This is a genomic window from Rossellomorea sp. H136 (assembly GCF_056838065.1).
The window spans coordinates 4,625,722-4,639,962 of sequence record NZ_CM166371.1 but is presented as its reverse complement, the minus strand read 5'-3'; the positions used below and the strand labels follow the sequence as shown (position 1 = coordinate 4,639,962).

The following is a 14,241-nucleotide window of genomic DNA, read 5'->3' as shown; positions in this document are numbered from 1 at the left end:
GGGGAGATTGGGGTCAGACCCCCACCCGACTGGGTTCAATTCAAGTAGGGGACGAAGAAGTTGCCGGATTGGTTCACTGGAGAAGCGGAAATTATTCAGGGGAATATTGACGAATAGTCAGAAGAGGAGAAAGCAAAGCTGTTCCTCTTTTTTATTCTATTGAAACATAAGAGGCTAATCAAGCTGGGGAAAAGCGAATAACTTATGAACCAACTTGATAAGAAATAAGTATAAATAAGAATAAACCCATTAGCGAGCTAAAGCTTACTCTTATTTTTTATGGTTTAATATCAAAATACAATGTAATAAATCTTTGAATATTGATGAAAGGACCTTCTATTCGAAGATCCTTTTTTGTGTTAATTCGTAGACTTGTGTTAATCAATATTTAAAAACAGTTCGCAACGACATTTGTTAAATTAAAGAAGTCTAGAAGCGCAGACTTAGTATTAGCGGCTAGTCCATCTGAAGCGCTATCTAAAGCTTTTCTAATGGAATCATTTCTCGAGAATCCATTAAATCGGTATTTATCATAATATTTTTTAACCTTAGATACTGTTTTTGAAACTCCACCAAGAGCTTTTATGGCTGATTTAACTTTTAATATTTTTGAAAATGGAAGGCCGTTACTGACAATCGCTATTCCAACAGCTGCAACACAACCGGCTACGCTCATTGTTTGGAAAGTACCTTCTTGAGCAGGTGGAGTTTCACTGAAAAGTAGGTTTTGATCAGAATCAACACTCACATATAATCCAGTTTTATTTTGTAACCATTGCGCCGTTTTTTCAGGACCTTGCTTTACAATACCGTTAGGAATTTTTTCTATCGCTCCTAAGATAACTTCTGTTTGTTCAAACATTTCCTCGTCTATTGCTTGGTCTTCTTCGGTAAGTCCAGTTTCAGTTGCAGCAGCAGGAAATACCGGAGCAAGTGTACTAAACAAAAATACAGCAGCGATGAATGATATGAGTTTCTTAAATTTCACGACTTTCGTCTCCTTTACAATATAATACAGTTACTCTATCATAAAATTTGAAATAAATTCTATTAAATTTACAAAAAATGTATTATTTACGCAAAAATAGTAGAAATGTTGTGGTTGAAAGGGGGTATTTTGTCATGTTAAAAGAGAAATTACCACTAATAGGTGCTTTCTGTTTATTAATTCTCACAATCGTGAACTTTACGTTTAACAATGAATCACTAACTAGTGTTGTAGGTATTTCATTGTTTATTTTAGTATTAATCTTATACGTCGTTTCTAGAAAGGGAAAAAAATCTTAATGCAGTGAAACAAGGTTCTTAGATTGAAGGAATCTTGTTTTTTTGTATATATCGCATTAAAAGTTAAAGAATTGGATCCCGATCAGTTAACCAAAGAAAGATTCGAGGTAAATGAAATAAAAACATTGAAAAAAGTATGTTCTATTATGGTATTCTTTAATCGACCAACCCAAGAACTCTTGGTTATATGGAGCCGGGTAAGGTAATCATTTAAAGTGAATGGGTAATAGATTTAAGCATATGCTTGCTGTCGGTGCTGCTCATCAAATAGTAAATGGAGATGAATCCAAATTGAAATCATACATTGTAAGAATAGAATTAGAACAGTCCAATCCCTTAATATGGAGAAGAGTCATCATGCCAGCAGGAGCGACATATAAAAGGCTTCATGATGTCATCCAGAACATAACCAATTTTCAGAGTGGTTACCCTTATGAGGGCTACCACCTGTTTGAATTTGATTTGACTGAGGATCATAAGATTGTCACGGATAATGAAGAAGCTTACCTTGAGCATCAGCATTATAAGAAAAACAAAGCCATGTATGAAGAACGGCTAAAATCCATGCCACTTGAAAGGGTGGAATTTGAGAAGAACTATCAGGAAAGATTGAAGATTGAAGTGCGCAAGCCCACTGGTTTAAAGATCGATGACTATCTGGAGAAGTATAAGGAAATCAGATATGCCTATGATTTTGGTGATGATTGGCATGTCACCGTGGAGCTTGAGCAGATTGTCGATGATTACTACTTTGGTTTTCCAACCCTTCTTGATGGAGCAGAGACAGCACCCCCTGAAGATATAGGCGGGATGCATGGGTTCTATGAATTTCTTAAAGCATATCGTGATGGGAAGCATCCAGAGCATGATGTCATGGAGTCATGGGCTGAATCATCATATTTCAGGGAATATGATCCTGATTGGATCAACGAGAGACTTAAAGCGCTTAACTATAAGAAGACTGAGTGGAATAAGATTAACCACGAGGGGTATAAGATCATTGAGGATAAGTATCGGAAGAAATAAGGCTTTTGGGACATGGGGACAGGCACTCTGTCCCAAAAGTGAAAGAGACGAGGGGTTTCATTCCCTCGTCTTATTTTATGACCCTATGTCCCTTTTAAAAATCCCTCAACAATCCCATTAAACTTCTCACTATACTCCCAAAACATAAGATGTCCTCCCAATACCTCCACCGACGCTTTAGGCGCAAGCTTCCTCAGATTGGAGGTCGCAACTTCAGCCCAGTGCTCGGCGACAACATATAGAGTCGGTACGGATTCACTGCTTTCTGCCGCCTCCACACGATAATCCGAGAAGAGCCCGGAAGAAAACAAATTAGCGGCAATATAGTAAGGTGTTTTCAGTGATTGCTCGACAATCCATACCAATTCTTCTTCCTTCAGCTCCCGTTGGACCATGACTCCGGTGGCATAAGCAGCAATGAAATCCCGTTGTCCTTTTGGATGGCGAAGGTAGTTCGTGTAGGCCGCAGCCATGTCATCAAGCGGACCTTCCACCCAATCCTGGTCTTGTTGAACGGATAAAGATTTTGGCGGCATATCAATGAAAACAATGGATTTGATCCCATCCGTACCGAATTGGCGGATATATTCCCAAACCGTTAAGCATCCGAATGACCAGCCGACAAGCGTTACATTTTCGACCTTTAATTGCTTCAATACCTTTTCGAGATCTGTTCCATGCGTGACATAGTCATTCCCGTGAACCGTCATGGTGGACCGGCCATGGCTTCTCGGATCCATCACAATCGTACGGTGAGTTTTTGAAAAATGCTTGACCTGCTCGGAAAAGACTTCAGTAGTGAATGTAAAGCCTGGAATAAATACAATGGGCTCGCCACTGCCGATATCATGCACAAATAATTCGATTCCTGGTTCCACTTCAATATATATGTTCATAGCTGTCCTCCTGAAAGTTTGTCATTTTGTTTCTAAATTATATTCGGCATGACGTTATTTCATATCGGAAATTATTGATAAGCCCAGTATTATCGTAATAATGGAATCTTTTTAAAAAATATTCTTCAAGGGGTGTCCATTTTCTCTCTTCCAACCTATTTAAAACATGAATAGATAAGAAGGGTGGAAGAGAAGATGAAATCAGGATGTCAGGTAGTGGATCAAATCGGTGAATTGGAGATTGTGGGGAATATCGTTCCTCATTTATGGTATAAGAACATTACTTTTTCAAGCGGGAAGGCCCATTTTGTGGCGATTGCGTTACTCGCGGATATCGTATATTGGTACAGACCGACGATGATTAGGGATGACAGCGGAATGATCAAAGGGGCCAGGACGAAATTCAAGGGGGATATGCTTCAGAAGAGCTATCAGGCATTTGCTGATACATACGGATTTACAAAGCGGCAGGTGAAGGATGCCATCGACTTTCTGGTGGATCATCATTTGCTGGTCAGGGAGTTCAGAACGATTTCTTCATCGAGCATTATTTTAAACAATGTGATGTATGTGCAGCCAATCGCTGAGAATGTCAAACGGGTGATGAATGAACGGTGCACCGTGTCTGAGCTCGTATCTATTTGCCCACCTGTTACGCCTGAACGTACCACGTCGTCCCCTTTAAAGGAAGGTCTGTCCCATCAGGGGAAGGGGGCTCCTGAGGTGGAAGAGGGGACGTATACAGAGAGTACTTCAAAGAATCCTTCAGAAAATAATGAACAACAACAACAAAGTGCGGGTGAGTGTCCGCTTACCTTTTTCAAAGACAATGAATTCGGCAGGCTGGGGTCTTATATTCAAGAGAAAATCAAAACCTGGTGTGAAAGTCTTTCCGAGAGCCTCGTCGTGGAAGCGATGAAGCGAGCGGTTGAACAGGGGAAACATTACTGGAGCTATGTGGACGCGATCCTGGTGAAGTGGGAGCAGTTGAACGTGCGGGATGTGAAGGATGCGAGGGCGAAAGAGTTACAGATCATGTTCGAGAAAGTGTATAAGCGAAACGTACAAAGTGGGGGAAGGAAACCGGTTCGAACGGAAAAGCTGCCGGAATGGTTTACTGAAGATGAGGTAGCGGAGGAAGACTGTGACGCGGAGTTTGAAGTGGAGAAAGCTAAGTTGATGGCGGAGCTTGAAGCGTACCGGGAGCGTGGGGTTGGTGTCGTAAACTAAAGTGATTTTGAATGAGAAAAGTTTGTCCCATGGTATCCTTCTGAACCGGATTCTTGTATATAGACGGTGAAGGAGGAGATGAAAATGGGACAAACAGTGAACCGCCCCCTTGCTTCCCTCGGTCAATAATAGATGGGAAGAACAGGGACGGATTTCCCGTTTTAAAATCCTTAACCAGAATGAGATCTCTTTCCCTTATTACTCTCGAGACATGAAAACTTCATCATTTTTGTTTGGACTCAAAGGCTAGGATGAAACCGGTGAAATTGGAGCTTGATGAACAAGGGACAATTCCCTGTATACGAGTCTCATCAGAACCATTTCTTCTTAGCAAAGGGCTGCAAAGAAATCCCTGTTGTAACGCCTAGACAAAACCCGATGACTAGCCCTATTGCAGTATCTTCTACGATCGGGATAAAAATAACAATACCGATCGTAAGACCGATGATCATGCCGAGAATGTATAGAATCACTTTTTTTAAAACTGAATCTTTCATGTGTCCGACACTCCTTAGTTGTAAATTTCTTTCTTTTGGAAGAAGTAAAATGTAATGAGCAGCAAAGGAATACAGTAGAGCACATTGATCAGCAGGGATGATGTAAGAGTCATTCCTTCGATAAGCGGCCCTTGTGTGTGCTTGAAGGGCAGTAGAAATTGTTTAAAGTCCCAGTTTGCAAACCAAAGGTACCTCGTTAGATCAGTAAATTGACTCAGGAACATTGTCATTGGTCCCGCCATGAAGTAAATAGCCAATGAAAGAGGTAAAGTAACTGATTTGCTTATGAAAATCACAGTCAGTGAAAAGGCGATAAGTGAAACCATCATTATAGAAAAAAGCTGAGTTACTATATTTTGGGCAAATAGCACATAAAAGTTTTCGTGCATGAAGTTGTGTATACCCTTAGAGAATACATAGGACGATGAAGAATTGATATCACTCATCAGTAAACTGATGACCAGTGTAAAAAGGATTGCTGAAGCTGTATAGAATAAGATATACAGAATCATGGTAATCAGCTTGGATAGTAAGATCTTAAATCTCGAGACAGATCTGATTAACAACAGCTTGATGGTTCCTGATGAAAATTCATCTGCTATGAGAGATACAGCGACTACTGTAATCAGAACAGTGATCAATCCCGTCATCTGTGTAACTGAAAGTAAATTATCATACAGATTATTGTTGCTGACAGGTATGATGTTTTGTTCAAGATAATAGTTTAATCGATTGATTTCTTCAGTGATTTCATTTTTTTCTGATTCTAGAATCATGACTTCCATCGATTCAGGATCGGATTGAAGCTTGGATTCATACTTTTTATCTGCTTCTGAATACTTGTTATCCAAGGCAGTCAATTCACTCTGGACTTCTTCCTTCCAATTGTCCTTGTCATAAGAGCCAGTCGTATACTGGGAGGAAAAGAAAGTCGGCAGCAGAACCGTAATGATGGAGAAGAACAGGATAAAGAGTAAGCTAACATAATTTCTGATGCGGAAAAAATTTTTGTACCATTCATTTTTAACCAGTTTAAACATATTACATGCCCTCCGATGCTGACAGGGTACTGAAGTAATGTTCCTCTAATGTTTCTGTGACAGGAGCTGCCCAATAGATTCTTATGTTATGAGAGTTCAATTCTTGTATAATTTCAGGCATATTCTCTTCAGGGATTCTCAGTTCAATTGTATTCGGATCCACCTTTCTAAAGTGCAAGTCCTTCGTACCAAGGATGTCAGCAGCAAGTTTGATGTCACTGATTTTAATGAGAAACTTATGGTTCTGAAGGGGGGAAGGAGCTTTAAGGTCTTTCAGTTCAATTAGTTTACCATGCTCGATAATCCCGATTCGATCACACATTAGTTCAATTTCACTTAGTAGATGGCTGGAGATCAAGATGGTCATGCCATGTTCGTCTGCTAAGTGTCTGACGTATTTCCTGAACTCCTTTATCCCATTGGGATCTAGTCCATTGGTAGGTTCATCGAGTATGAGGATTTCTGGTTTGTGCAACAATGCTTGAGCAAGTCCCAGTCGTTGCCTCATACCCAGTGAATAGGTTTTGACTTTCTCTTTTAAATTTTTTTCTATATTTACGACTGAGGCGATTTCCATTATTCTTTCATGGGTGATGGGAGTGTTATTCATGTTTGCGTAATGCTTAAGGTTCGCGTACCCGCTCATGTAATTGTAGAGTTCTGGTTGTTCAATGATCGCTCCGATCTGGGCCATTGCCTGTTTCCGGTCTGTGTTTATGTCATGTCCGCAGATACGGATTGTTCCGCTTGTCGGTCTGATTAAATTAACGAGCATACGAATGACAGTGGTCTTTCCTGCACCATTGGGACCTAGGAATCCAAAGATTTCCCCTTTTCCTACATTGAAAGAAATATTCTTAATGATCTCTTTCGAGCGGATCATCTTGCTGACATTTTCAATTTCGATTGTGTAATTCATAGGTTTTCCTCCTACTGGTGTGTGGTCTCGAAAATAACGAGAGCTTCCATACCTTCCCGGACTTTTTGGTGATTGATTGACTCTTTCAGCTCTATCTTGACTGAATAAACATCCTCTTGATCTTCACTCGGAATATATTGAATACTCGTGATCTCTCCTTTGGTTTCGGTTTGTATCTCCGAAAACCTGACACCTACCTCGGTTCCTTCATTTACATGTATCATGTCTTTTTTCTGGATGTTCGTTTGGATAAACATCTTCTTATTACTTGAGACCACACCGATTGGATCACCTGCAGAAAGAAACTTCCCTTTCATAATGGAGGGATCTTGAACAAAGAAGCCACCCTCAGGAGAGAGGATGTCTAAGCTTCCCGAATCGGTTTGGATAACAGCAAGCTTCTGATTCTTCTCTACACGGTTCTCTAATGGAGAGAGGGAGGGGGTAATGTAGCCGGCTTCAGCAGCGACAATTTCTGTTTTATTCAGTGAATGCAACTCACCTGATGAGGTGAATACAGAAGAACTACTTGCATATATTGATAAAGATCCCAATAGTATGAGTGAAAAGATCACGGATCCCAGAAGGGTGAGGATGAGCATAAAGGGTTTATGATTGTACATGATTTGACTATCAGTGATCTCATTAATGTGATAAGATTTCATTTAATTTCATCCTTACTCAATTTTGTTTCTCAAAGTGATAGGGAGGACAGGCGAAATGGGTGTTTTTTTATATATTATTTGATATAATAAGTTAAACTAAGTATGGTGAAAGACGTAATTAAATCATGGAATAGAATTTGTTTTCAAATCCAAGCATGAAGATACCACCTGCTACGCCGCCAACTCCCACAGCTGCGGCACGGATTTGCCATTTCCATTTCTGATACGTACTATTTCGCAATCCTGCGTAATAGGCTCTTTCACCTGCTACTCTACCAGCTCCATATGTTGCACCGGATGCTGCAATGACAGCAGTGACGATACCGAGGATAGTGGCGATTGCGACACCACCATCAACATACTCCATTTCCTGATCAGTAACATCTACATAATGATTCGGTAATAATAACTCATTTTCTAAAATAGCTTCCATTGTTTTCGCTCCCTTTATACCCATTTCACCTACCCCTCCCTATCACTTTGAGAAGTATTCAGCTCACTTACTTCATGGGCATAAATATATCAATCACGACCTTATCGCTTTCAGGCTCATTGGAGAGGAATATACTATAACTCTCTTTCTTTAATGAAATATCATTTTCATATGCATAAAGATTCATTTTCTGATAGGCATAATCGATATCGTATTCTTTTCCTTGGAATCGGGTATATAAACAATTCTCAATTTTGAGAGAGTCACTGAAACCATAGGGGAATTTGACATCTACCGGTTTACTCGCCTGCATCATGAAACTGACTTGGTTCTCCCCATTCCTTAAGTAAGTATGGTTGATCAAGGGACCTTTGGGAGCGGCTCCTTTAGATAGTAATTGTGCGTTCAATAATTTCACGATCTTCTCAGCTGACACCTTCTTTAGTTCTTCGACGTTCACTTTATGTAAGACAACATTGCTCAGCTTTAAAGTTTTATTTTCCTTTACATCCATAACCAAGATACCTCACTCCTAATTAGTATTGAAAAACATCATCGTTTTCGTCGTAGTCGTTACATGTATCGGCTTCTGAAAGTCCCTTCACCTGGCTGCCAGAGTGAATCTCGCTATGCTGTGCGTTCCAAAGGTGATAGTACTCCCCCTTGGTGTCCATTAACGATTGGTGGGTCCCTGTTTCAAGGACTTGCCCATCCTTGACTACTATGATCTTGTCACAATTTTTTATCAGGCTTAATTTATGAGCGATGATCAACATCGTTTTATTCGGGAAGTTGGTATATAGTTGTTCGAAAACTTCTTTTTCTCTCATTGAATCCATATTGCTTGTGGCTTCATCGAGTACAATGAGTTCAGGGTTCTTTAATAGGCAGCGGGTAAGATTGATGATTTGCTTCTCCCCTCCGGAAAGCCCGACGCCTGATTCTTCAATATGGGTCTCATACCCGTCATCCAGCGTATGGATAAATCCTGAGCAGCCAATCTTGCCGAGAACCTCTTGAATATCTTTAATTTCGTGGTGTTCCTGCCCAAGGGTCAGGTTTTCAAAGACTGTCCCGGGAAGCAGCTGGACATCCTGTTGGCAATAGCCTATTCGTTTACGTAAAGAAGTTAATGTGTAATCTTGGGTATTTACATCATCAATTAATATTCTTCCTTCATTTATGGAGTGAAGGCCAACTAGAAGCTTGGCTAGAGTGGACTTTCCAGATCCCGAAGTTCCTACTATGGCTGTGCGCTCCCCTTTATTGATGGAGATGTTGATATCTTTCAACGTATTTTTCCCTGTACGGTAGCCGAAACTCAAGTCTTCAAATGTAACTGAATGCTGAATGGATTTAAATTCGATCTTTTTGTCATCTTCCAAGGGCTCTTCTTTAATATCAAGAATCTCTGACAGACGTTTCATGGAGATGTCCGCTTCCTGAATCTCCAGCTGCATATTCACCAATCGGTTTATCGGATCCATGAAGAAAGAGGATAGGACACTGAATGTAAGCAGAACACCAATGGACATGGTTTCATTCATCACCATCAAAGCACCGTAAGAGATAAGAGCGAGGCTTCCGATCGTCATCAAAGTGGAAGAAATGCTGTCGTGAAGATTCGCTAAATGCTGCATTCTGAAATCAATCTTAAGAGACTTTATGAAATGTTTTTCGACTCGATCCATGATGGATTTCTCATGATTCGAAGATTTTACAAAGTTAATGGCATTCAAGCTTTCGACTATAGTAGAATTCAACCTTGAGTCCTGCTCCATTTTCTTTAAGTTATACTTCTTGAAAGGCTCCTTAAAGGAATAAACGATGATGATGTGAATGATGGTTATAACGGCGATGATCATAAACAGTTCTCGGGATATGTTAAACAGGATGATACCGGTCCCCAGAGCCAGGATCAAGTCCAGAAAGACGGTCAGCACTAAATTGGTCAGTACATTTTTAATGACAAAGCTGTCTCCGAAACGGGTCAGGATATCACCTGTTTTCTTGGTGGAGAAGAAGCTTATAGGTAAATTGAAAATATGCTTGAAATAATTTAATACTAGAGAGATATCCATTTTCTGAGATACATGAATGGCCAACTGAGCCCTGATGAAACCAATCACTACCTGTACCAAGGAAACTCCCAGGAATAACAGGGTGAAGACCAGGAGCTGCGTCTCTAAGTTATTGGGAATGACCTGGTCGAAGATCACTTGATTGAAAAATGAACCGACAATCCCCGTCACTGTCAACGTAATGGATGCTAAAATGATCATCCCTAACAGCCATTTGTGAGGGGTTAACAGAGTGAGGAACCGCTGGAATACTTTCTTGTTTGCCACCTCATCATTTTTCTTCACAAAAACATTGTTGTTTGGGGTAAGGAGCACCATCAGTCCCGTAAAGTATTTAAAAAACGAATCTATGCTTTCTACACGCTTCCCTTGGCCGGGGTCTAATAATACTACTTTGTTTTTGTAGATTTCCCTGATGACGACAAAGTGGCTTTGACCATTTTCCAGAATGACTTGGGCTATGGAAGGAAGGGTGAATCTACTTTGAAATCCTTCTTTATCCACCCTTATAGGTTTACTGATAAAGCCTATTTCATTGGCGGTCTTTACGAGATCGCTAAGTATGGTTCCTTTACGCTGCGTTTGCATTTTATTTCTGAATTTGTAAAGCTCCATTTTTTTACCGTAATGGGAAGAAACCATGGCTAAACATGCAGGAGCACAATCATTGCTATCATGTTGGCGTACAAGTATATTTCTTTTCATAATTTCCCCTCATTTTATTTCGGTTCACTGAATAAATCGGTGATATAAGCAGTCCCCATACTTGTTAGTGAGTCCCATATCACAAGGCCGGCAACAATGAATAAGACTTTAAAGGTCTTTAGTTTGGTCAGTTGACGGAGACCGATGGTGAGAATGACCAAACTCCATATATTGAATATTTCCATTGGTGCAATGGCCCCTTGCAATATAGGGGATCCTCCCATATATGAGGACAGTGCTGTGATATTTTCCTTGGCAGTGAATAAAGGACTGGATTCCTTCAATAATTCTGCGAGAGAAACCGGTATGGAAACGAAGAATGCTAAAGACAGTAATTCTCGATACGAGCTGAAATGCCTGAACATCTTGACGGTTAGGTACAAGTATAAAGCAAGTATAGATTGGGAGATGAAGAAGAGGGCGATTACGGCAACTGCTCCTATTATAAATGCCTGCACTCTTTCTGCACTATTCAGATTTTCCTCGGTAAAGGATAACTTGCTGGTATCCGTCAGCAATACACCTATTGCAAGAGCAGCCAGAAGAATGATCAATGATAGTGTAGCAGGTCTCCATAATGTCGGTTTATCAGCGATTTTCCCTGATTCGGTTTTGGGCTTGAAGATCAAGGACGGTCCGGGTATCTTGTGGCGAAGTTCCATATTATTTATCCACTTTTACACTGAATTCGTGTGGCAAATCATTCTCAATATCGACGGGAATGATATCCTTTAATCGGTCGGCAATGTCGGCATTATCCGCTCCCCCACCGATGCTTAATCCAATAGTCAATAACAAAGCTGAAGCTGTCATGGTTATTCCTCCTAGAATTTGTTTTATGTAGTATTCTGTACTGCAACCCAACTATACAATTAAATTTTTTGAAAATAAACAAAATATAAGTAGATTCATATTTACAGATGACAATTTAAGGTATATAAGTCATACTTTACCTAGATGATATTTTGACTAGAAAGATGGGGGTAATATGGGAATAGTGGATTTGGGTAAGGAAATCATCCGTCTAAGAAAGCAAAATTCCATGACTCAGAAGGACTTGGCGCAAGATGTGTGTACACAGTCAGCTTTAAGTTTGATCGAGAGAGGGCAGACCAAACCTACTCTTGAAACAATCTTTTTTATCTCTTTGAAGTTAAATAAACCAATCAGTTATTTCTTGCAGTATTTATTGGATGATAATGTAGAATACATAAACAGAACCGTTTCTTTTATTGAAAACTTATCTATTAAGCAGCGATTCAATGATGTTCACCAATTGACACAAAAAGAACTTCGGACAATGGAAACAAACAACCGTACTTGGTTCGAGCAATATTTAAGATGGATGAATGTCGTCAGTTCTTACCGTCTAAAGAGAGAGAATTACCAGATGACTGTGTCGCTCTTAAAGGATTTACTTAAAGAAGAATATTTTTTGATCAATCAAAAGGGTTTTCTTCATTTCAAAATCCTAAACTCTTTAGCCCTTATCCATGGAGAGAACGATAACCTTACAGCGTCACTCATGTACTATAACAAAGCCTTGAAGAGTCAATTTAAAGAGGTTACCCCTTCCTTGCTCCGTCAGCCGGAAATCTACAGGCTGCGAATCTTATATAACAAGGCCAAGACCCTGTATGACTTGAAGAAATATCAGGAGGCACTGGAAACGGTCGTTCAGGGAATAAAAGAGTCCAAAGAAAATGAGAATATCTCGATGCTTGGGAATTTTTATTATTACCAGGGGCAATGTTATGAAAAGATGAATGGAGACTGTTCGAGCATAAAAGAAGCTTATAGAAACGCGGAATTTATTTATGGATTTCTTGGCAATGACAATTATTTAAATATAGTTCGCGAATTGAAGAAGGGGTATTTGGACAAGGAGTAAGTGGAAGCACCGAGGAAGCACCGGGACGGTTCTCGTGCTTCTTTTTTTTATTCGAAGGAAGCATGAGAACCGTCCCCATGCTTCCCCCCCCATGCTTCCCCAAAACTAAGCTAATTTAGAAGCACCAGCTCCATCATGGTCATCCTCATCGTACAGTTCCTTCGTTTCATCCAGGTGTTCTTTGTCGCTCATAAACTCAAGTCCCCAACCGGAAATTGCGGAGAATATGATAACAGCTACCATTGCGATACAGTATACGACAAATGGTGCTACCCCGACAGGAGTAAAGGTTGGATAGGCATTTTTATCAACCATATCCCCAACAAAGGCAAAAGGAATGAGTACGGCCACACTATATGGGAGAAATCCTATGATTGATGTAGAGCAAGCATCTAGTAAGTTGCCTCGTCTCCACGGTGCAATTTTAAATTTATGTCCTAGTCTGCGAACAAAGGATCCTAGCATAACCATGGTCGGGGTTCCTGCAGTGGTCAGACAGTTAATCAGTAATGCTAAGAATACGATGGTGATTTCAGCACGCTTGGGAGTAGTAGCAAAGGACTCTGATTTCACCATGAGCCAGTCAATGAAGCCACCTTTTTGAAGGGTTCCGATCATGCCCATTAAGAAAATGGTAAAGACAGCGACACCAACCATACCGAAGATCCCATCAATGATAATACCACCCGCAGTAAATTCAGCCCGGTTAATAAGTAAAATATCTTTAAATTGGATAAGACCTGAAATGAGTGCAACGATGATTCCAATGGATGTAGAGTAGAGAAGAGCCGTAACTAAATCTTTTCCCTTTATCATCATAAAAAGGAGCAATAGCGGAACCGTTAACATAATAAGACCTAATGGATTCAGTTCATCTGGTAATTGGACGGTCGCACTATTATTCGCTTTTACTAATGCCATAATAATGTAGAATCCAATGGTAATGGCACCTGCAGCAATTGCATAGCGGATCCTGCTTTTGACTACTTTATCAATGGTGGTTCCTTGAGAATAGGCTGACACAATGGTTGTATCTGATATGGGAGCCAGGTTGTCACCGACAAATGAACCTCCTATGATCGCACCTACAATTAGTAATGGATCTGCTCCTAGCATATAGCCGACCGGAAATAAAATAGGGCTTGCAGCGATTAAGGTCCCAACGGCTGTCCCTGTCGACATACTCATGAATGCAGCGATGAGAAACGTGATGAGAGGGAACCAGGCAACGGTAATCCCCATATTAAGGAATCCCCAGACCAATCCTTCAATTAGTCCGGAAGCACTGAGGAGCTTTCCCATAATACCTGCCAAGAACCATGCCAATAACATAATGGCAAGCATATTCGAACTAATTCCATGAATAAGAGAGTCAATGTACAATTTCTTATCTTTTGCTAATAGTAATCCTAGTAAAATACCAAGCAATATCATCGGTCAAAAAGCTTCTGGCAATGCAGCACCGGTGAAACCCAGCCATAGAATCCCAACAAACATTGCAGCGAATGGTACTAATAAAACAGGAACCCCACCATAAAATTGTAGTGTCTCTTCTCTTTTCATTTACCTAT

At 40.3% G+C, this 14,241-nt stretch carries 16 protein-coding genes; 3 read left to right on the top strand and 13 right to left on the bottom strand.

All coding sequences use genetic code 11. From position 1 onward, the window contains the following. Positions 1-388: 388 nt before the first annotated feature. A complete protein-coding gene (locus ACYH0O_RS23270; protein WP_262481631.1) occupies positions 389-988 on the bottom strand; it encodes a hypothetical protein in 600 nt (199 codons plus the stop codon). 518 nt (positions 989-1,506) lie between these two features. Here ACYH0O_RS23270 and ACYH0O_RS23265 point away from each other — a divergent pair. Then, positions 1,507-2,313, top strand: a complete 807-nt coding sequence (locus ACYH0O_RS23265; RefSeq protein ID WP_482630515.1) for a plasmid pRiA4b ORF-3 family protein — start codon at positions 1,507-1,509, stop codon at positions 2,311-2,313. A gap of 83 nt (positions 2,314-2,396) precedes the next feature. Here the strand turns inward: ACYH0O_RS23265 and ACYH0O_RS23260 are convergent, their stop codons facing one another. Further along, positions 2,397-3,209, bottom strand: a complete 813-nt coding sequence (locus ACYH0O_RS23260; RefSeq protein ID WP_482630514.1) for an alpha/beta fold hydrolase — start codon at positions 3,207-3,209, stop codon at positions 2,397-2,399. A 195-nt stretch (positions 3,210-3,404) separates the two neighbouring features. Here ACYH0O_RS23260 and ACYH0O_RS23255 point away from each other — a divergent pair, with 195 nt between their 5' ends. Continuing rightward, the gene (locus ACYH0O_RS23255; protein WP_482630513.1) at positions 3,405-4,439 is read left to right on the top strand and encodes a DnaD domain-containing protein; all 1,035 of its coding nucleotides are present in this window, start codon (positions 3,405-3,407) and stop codon (positions 4,437-4,439) included. 311 nt (positions 4,440-4,750) lie between these two features. On the opposite strand, the gene ACYH0O_RS23250 is transcribed toward ACYH0O_RS23255, so the two are convergent. The 9 genes from ACYH0O_RS23250 to ACYH0O_RS23210 form a co-directional block, all read right to left on the bottom strand. Beyond that, entirely contained in the window at positions 4,751-4,936 is a 186-nt protein-coding gene (locus ACYH0O_RS23250; RefSeq protein ID WP_149154709.1) for a glycine zipper family protein, read from the bottom strand. A 14-nt stretch (positions 4,937-4,950) separates the two neighbouring features. Further along, complete coding sequence (locus tag ACYH0O_RS23245) at positions 4,951-5,976, bottom strand: ABC transporter permease subunit (RefSeq protein WP_482630512.1); 1,026 nt, start codon at positions 5,974-5,976, stop codon at positions 4,951-4,953. Between the two features lies 1 nt (position 5,977). After that, positions 5,978-6,895 (bottom strand): ABC transporter ATP-binding protein, encoded by a 918-nt coding sequence (locus ACYH0O_RS23240; RefSeq protein ID WP_482630511.1) that lies wholly within the window; start codon positions 6,893-6,895, stop codon positions 5,978-5,980. A gap of 11 nt (positions 6,896-6,906) precedes the next feature. Next, positions 6,907-7,560: an HlyD family secretion protein gene (locus ACYH0O_RS23235; protein WP_482630510.1), complete on the bottom strand. Its 654-nt coding sequence runs from the start codon at positions 7,558-7,560 to the stop codon at positions 6,907-6,909. A gap of 118 nt (positions 7,561-7,678) precedes the next feature. Continuing rightward, entirely contained in the window at positions 7,679-8,017 is a 339-nt protein-coding gene (locus tag ACYH0O_RS23230) for a hypothetical protein (RefSeq protein ID WP_426891885.1), read from the bottom strand. 43 nt (positions 8,018-8,060) lie between these two features. Beyond that, positions 8,061-8,513: a hypothetical protein gene (locus ACYH0O_RS23225; RefSeq protein WP_482630509.1), complete on the bottom strand. Its 453-nt coding sequence runs from the start codon at positions 8,511-8,513 to the stop codon at positions 8,061-8,063. A 16-nt stretch (positions 8,514-8,529) separates the two neighbouring features. Then, on the bottom strand, positions 8,530-10,779 hold the full coding sequence (locus ACYH0O_RS23220) for a peptidase domain-containing ABC transporter (protein WP_482630508.1): 2,250 nt from the start codon (positions 10,777-10,779) through the stop codon (positions 8,530-8,532). A gap of 14 nt (positions 10,780-10,793) precedes the next feature. Continuing rightward, the gene (locus tag ACYH0O_RS23215) at positions 10,794-11,441 is read right to left on the bottom strand and encodes a YIP1 family protein (RefSeq protein ID WP_426891882.1); all 648 of its coding nucleotides are present in this window, start codon (positions 11,439-11,441) and stop codon (positions 10,794-10,796) included. A 1-nt stretch (position 11,442) separates the two neighbouring features. After that, positions 11,443-11,592, bottom strand: a complete 150-nt coding sequence (locus ACYH0O_RS23210; RefSeq protein WP_482630507.1) for a hypothetical protein — start codon at positions 11,590-11,592, stop codon at positions 11,443-11,445. A 175-nt stretch (positions 11,593-11,767) separates the two neighbouring features. On the opposite strand from ACYH0O_RS23210, the gene ACYH0O_RS23205 reads away from it, so the two are divergent. Then, complete coding sequence (locus tag ACYH0O_RS23205) at positions 11,768-12,670, top strand: helix-turn-helix domain-containing protein (protein WP_149154702.1); 903 nt, start codon at positions 11,768-11,770, stop codon at positions 12,668-12,670. A 105-nt stretch (positions 12,671-12,775) separates the two neighbouring features. Here the strand turns inward: ACYH0O_RS23205 and ACYH0O_RS23200 are convergent, their stop codons facing one another. Both ACYH0O_RS23200 and ACYH0O_RS23195 read right to left on the bottom strand, forming a co-directional pair. Next, positions 12,776-14,104, bottom strand: a complete 1,329-nt coding sequence (locus ACYH0O_RS23200) for a Na+/H+ antiporter NhaC family protein (RefSeq protein ID WP_482630506.1) — start codon at positions 14,102-14,104, stop codon at positions 12,776-12,778. Between the two features lie 3 nt (positions 14,105-14,107). Continuing rightward, complete coding sequence (locus ACYH0O_RS23195) at positions 14,108-14,233, bottom strand: hypothetical protein (RefSeq protein ID WP_482630505.1); 126 nt, start codon at positions 14,231-14,233, stop codon at positions 14,108-14,110. Between the last annotated feature and the right edge of the window lie 8 nt (positions 14,234-14,241).

Coding starts and splice junctions, on each gene's coding strand:
- ACYH0O_RS23230 (WP_426891885.1), bottom strand. CDS start 8,017: ATGGGTATAAAGGGAGCGAAAACAATGGAAGCTATTTTAGAAAATGAG.
- ACYH0O_RS23195 (WP_482630505.1), bottom strand. CDS start 14,233: ATGAAAAGAGAAGAGACACTACAATTTTATGGTGGGGTTCCTGTTTTA.
- ACYH0O_RS23235 (WP_482630510.1), bottom strand. CDS start 7,560: ATGAAATCTTATCACATTAATGAGATCACTGATAGTCAAATCATGTAC.
- ACYH0O_RS23210 (WP_482630507.1), bottom strand. CDS start 11,592: ATGACAGCTTCAGCTTTGTTATTGACTATTGGATTAAGCATCGGTGGG.
- ACYH0O_RS23250 (WP_149154709.1), bottom strand. CDS start 4,936: ATGAAAGATTCAGTTTTAAAAAAAGTGATTCTATACATTCTCGGCATG.
- ACYH0O_RS23215 (WP_426891882.1), bottom strand. CDS start 11,441: ATGGAACTTCGCCACAAGATACCCGGACCGTCCTTGATCTTCAAGCCC.
- ACYH0O_RS23240 (WP_482630511.1), bottom strand. CDS start 6,895: ATGAATTACACAATCGAAATTGAAAATGTCAGCAAGATGATCCGCTCG.
- ACYH0O_RS23205 (WP_149154702.1), top strand. CDS start 11,768: ATGGGAATAGTGGATTTGGGTAAGGAAATCATCCGTCTAAGAAAGCAA.
- ACYH0O_RS23260 (WP_482630514.1), bottom strand. CDS start 3,209: ATGAACATATATATTGAAGTGGAACCAGGAATCGAATTATTTGTGCAT.
- ACYH0O_RS23200 (WP_482630506.1), bottom strand. CDS start 14,104: ATGATATTGCTTGGTATTTTACTAGGATTACTATTAGCAAAAGATAAG.
- ACYH0O_RS23245 (WP_482630512.1), bottom strand. CDS start 5,976: ATGTTTAAACTGGTTAAAAATGAATGGTACAAAAATTTTTTCCGCATC.
- ACYH0O_RS23255 (WP_482630513.1), top strand. CDS start 3,405: ATGAAATCAGGATGTCAGGTAGTGGATCAAATCGGTGAATTGGAGATT.
- ACYH0O_RS23265 (WP_482630515.1), top strand. CDS start 1,507: ATGGGTAATAGATTTAAGCATATGCTTGCTGTCGGTGCTGCTCATCAA.
- ACYH0O_RS23220 (WP_482630508.1), bottom strand. CDS start 10,779: ATGAAAAGAAATATACTTGTACGCCAACATGATAGCAATGATTGTGCT.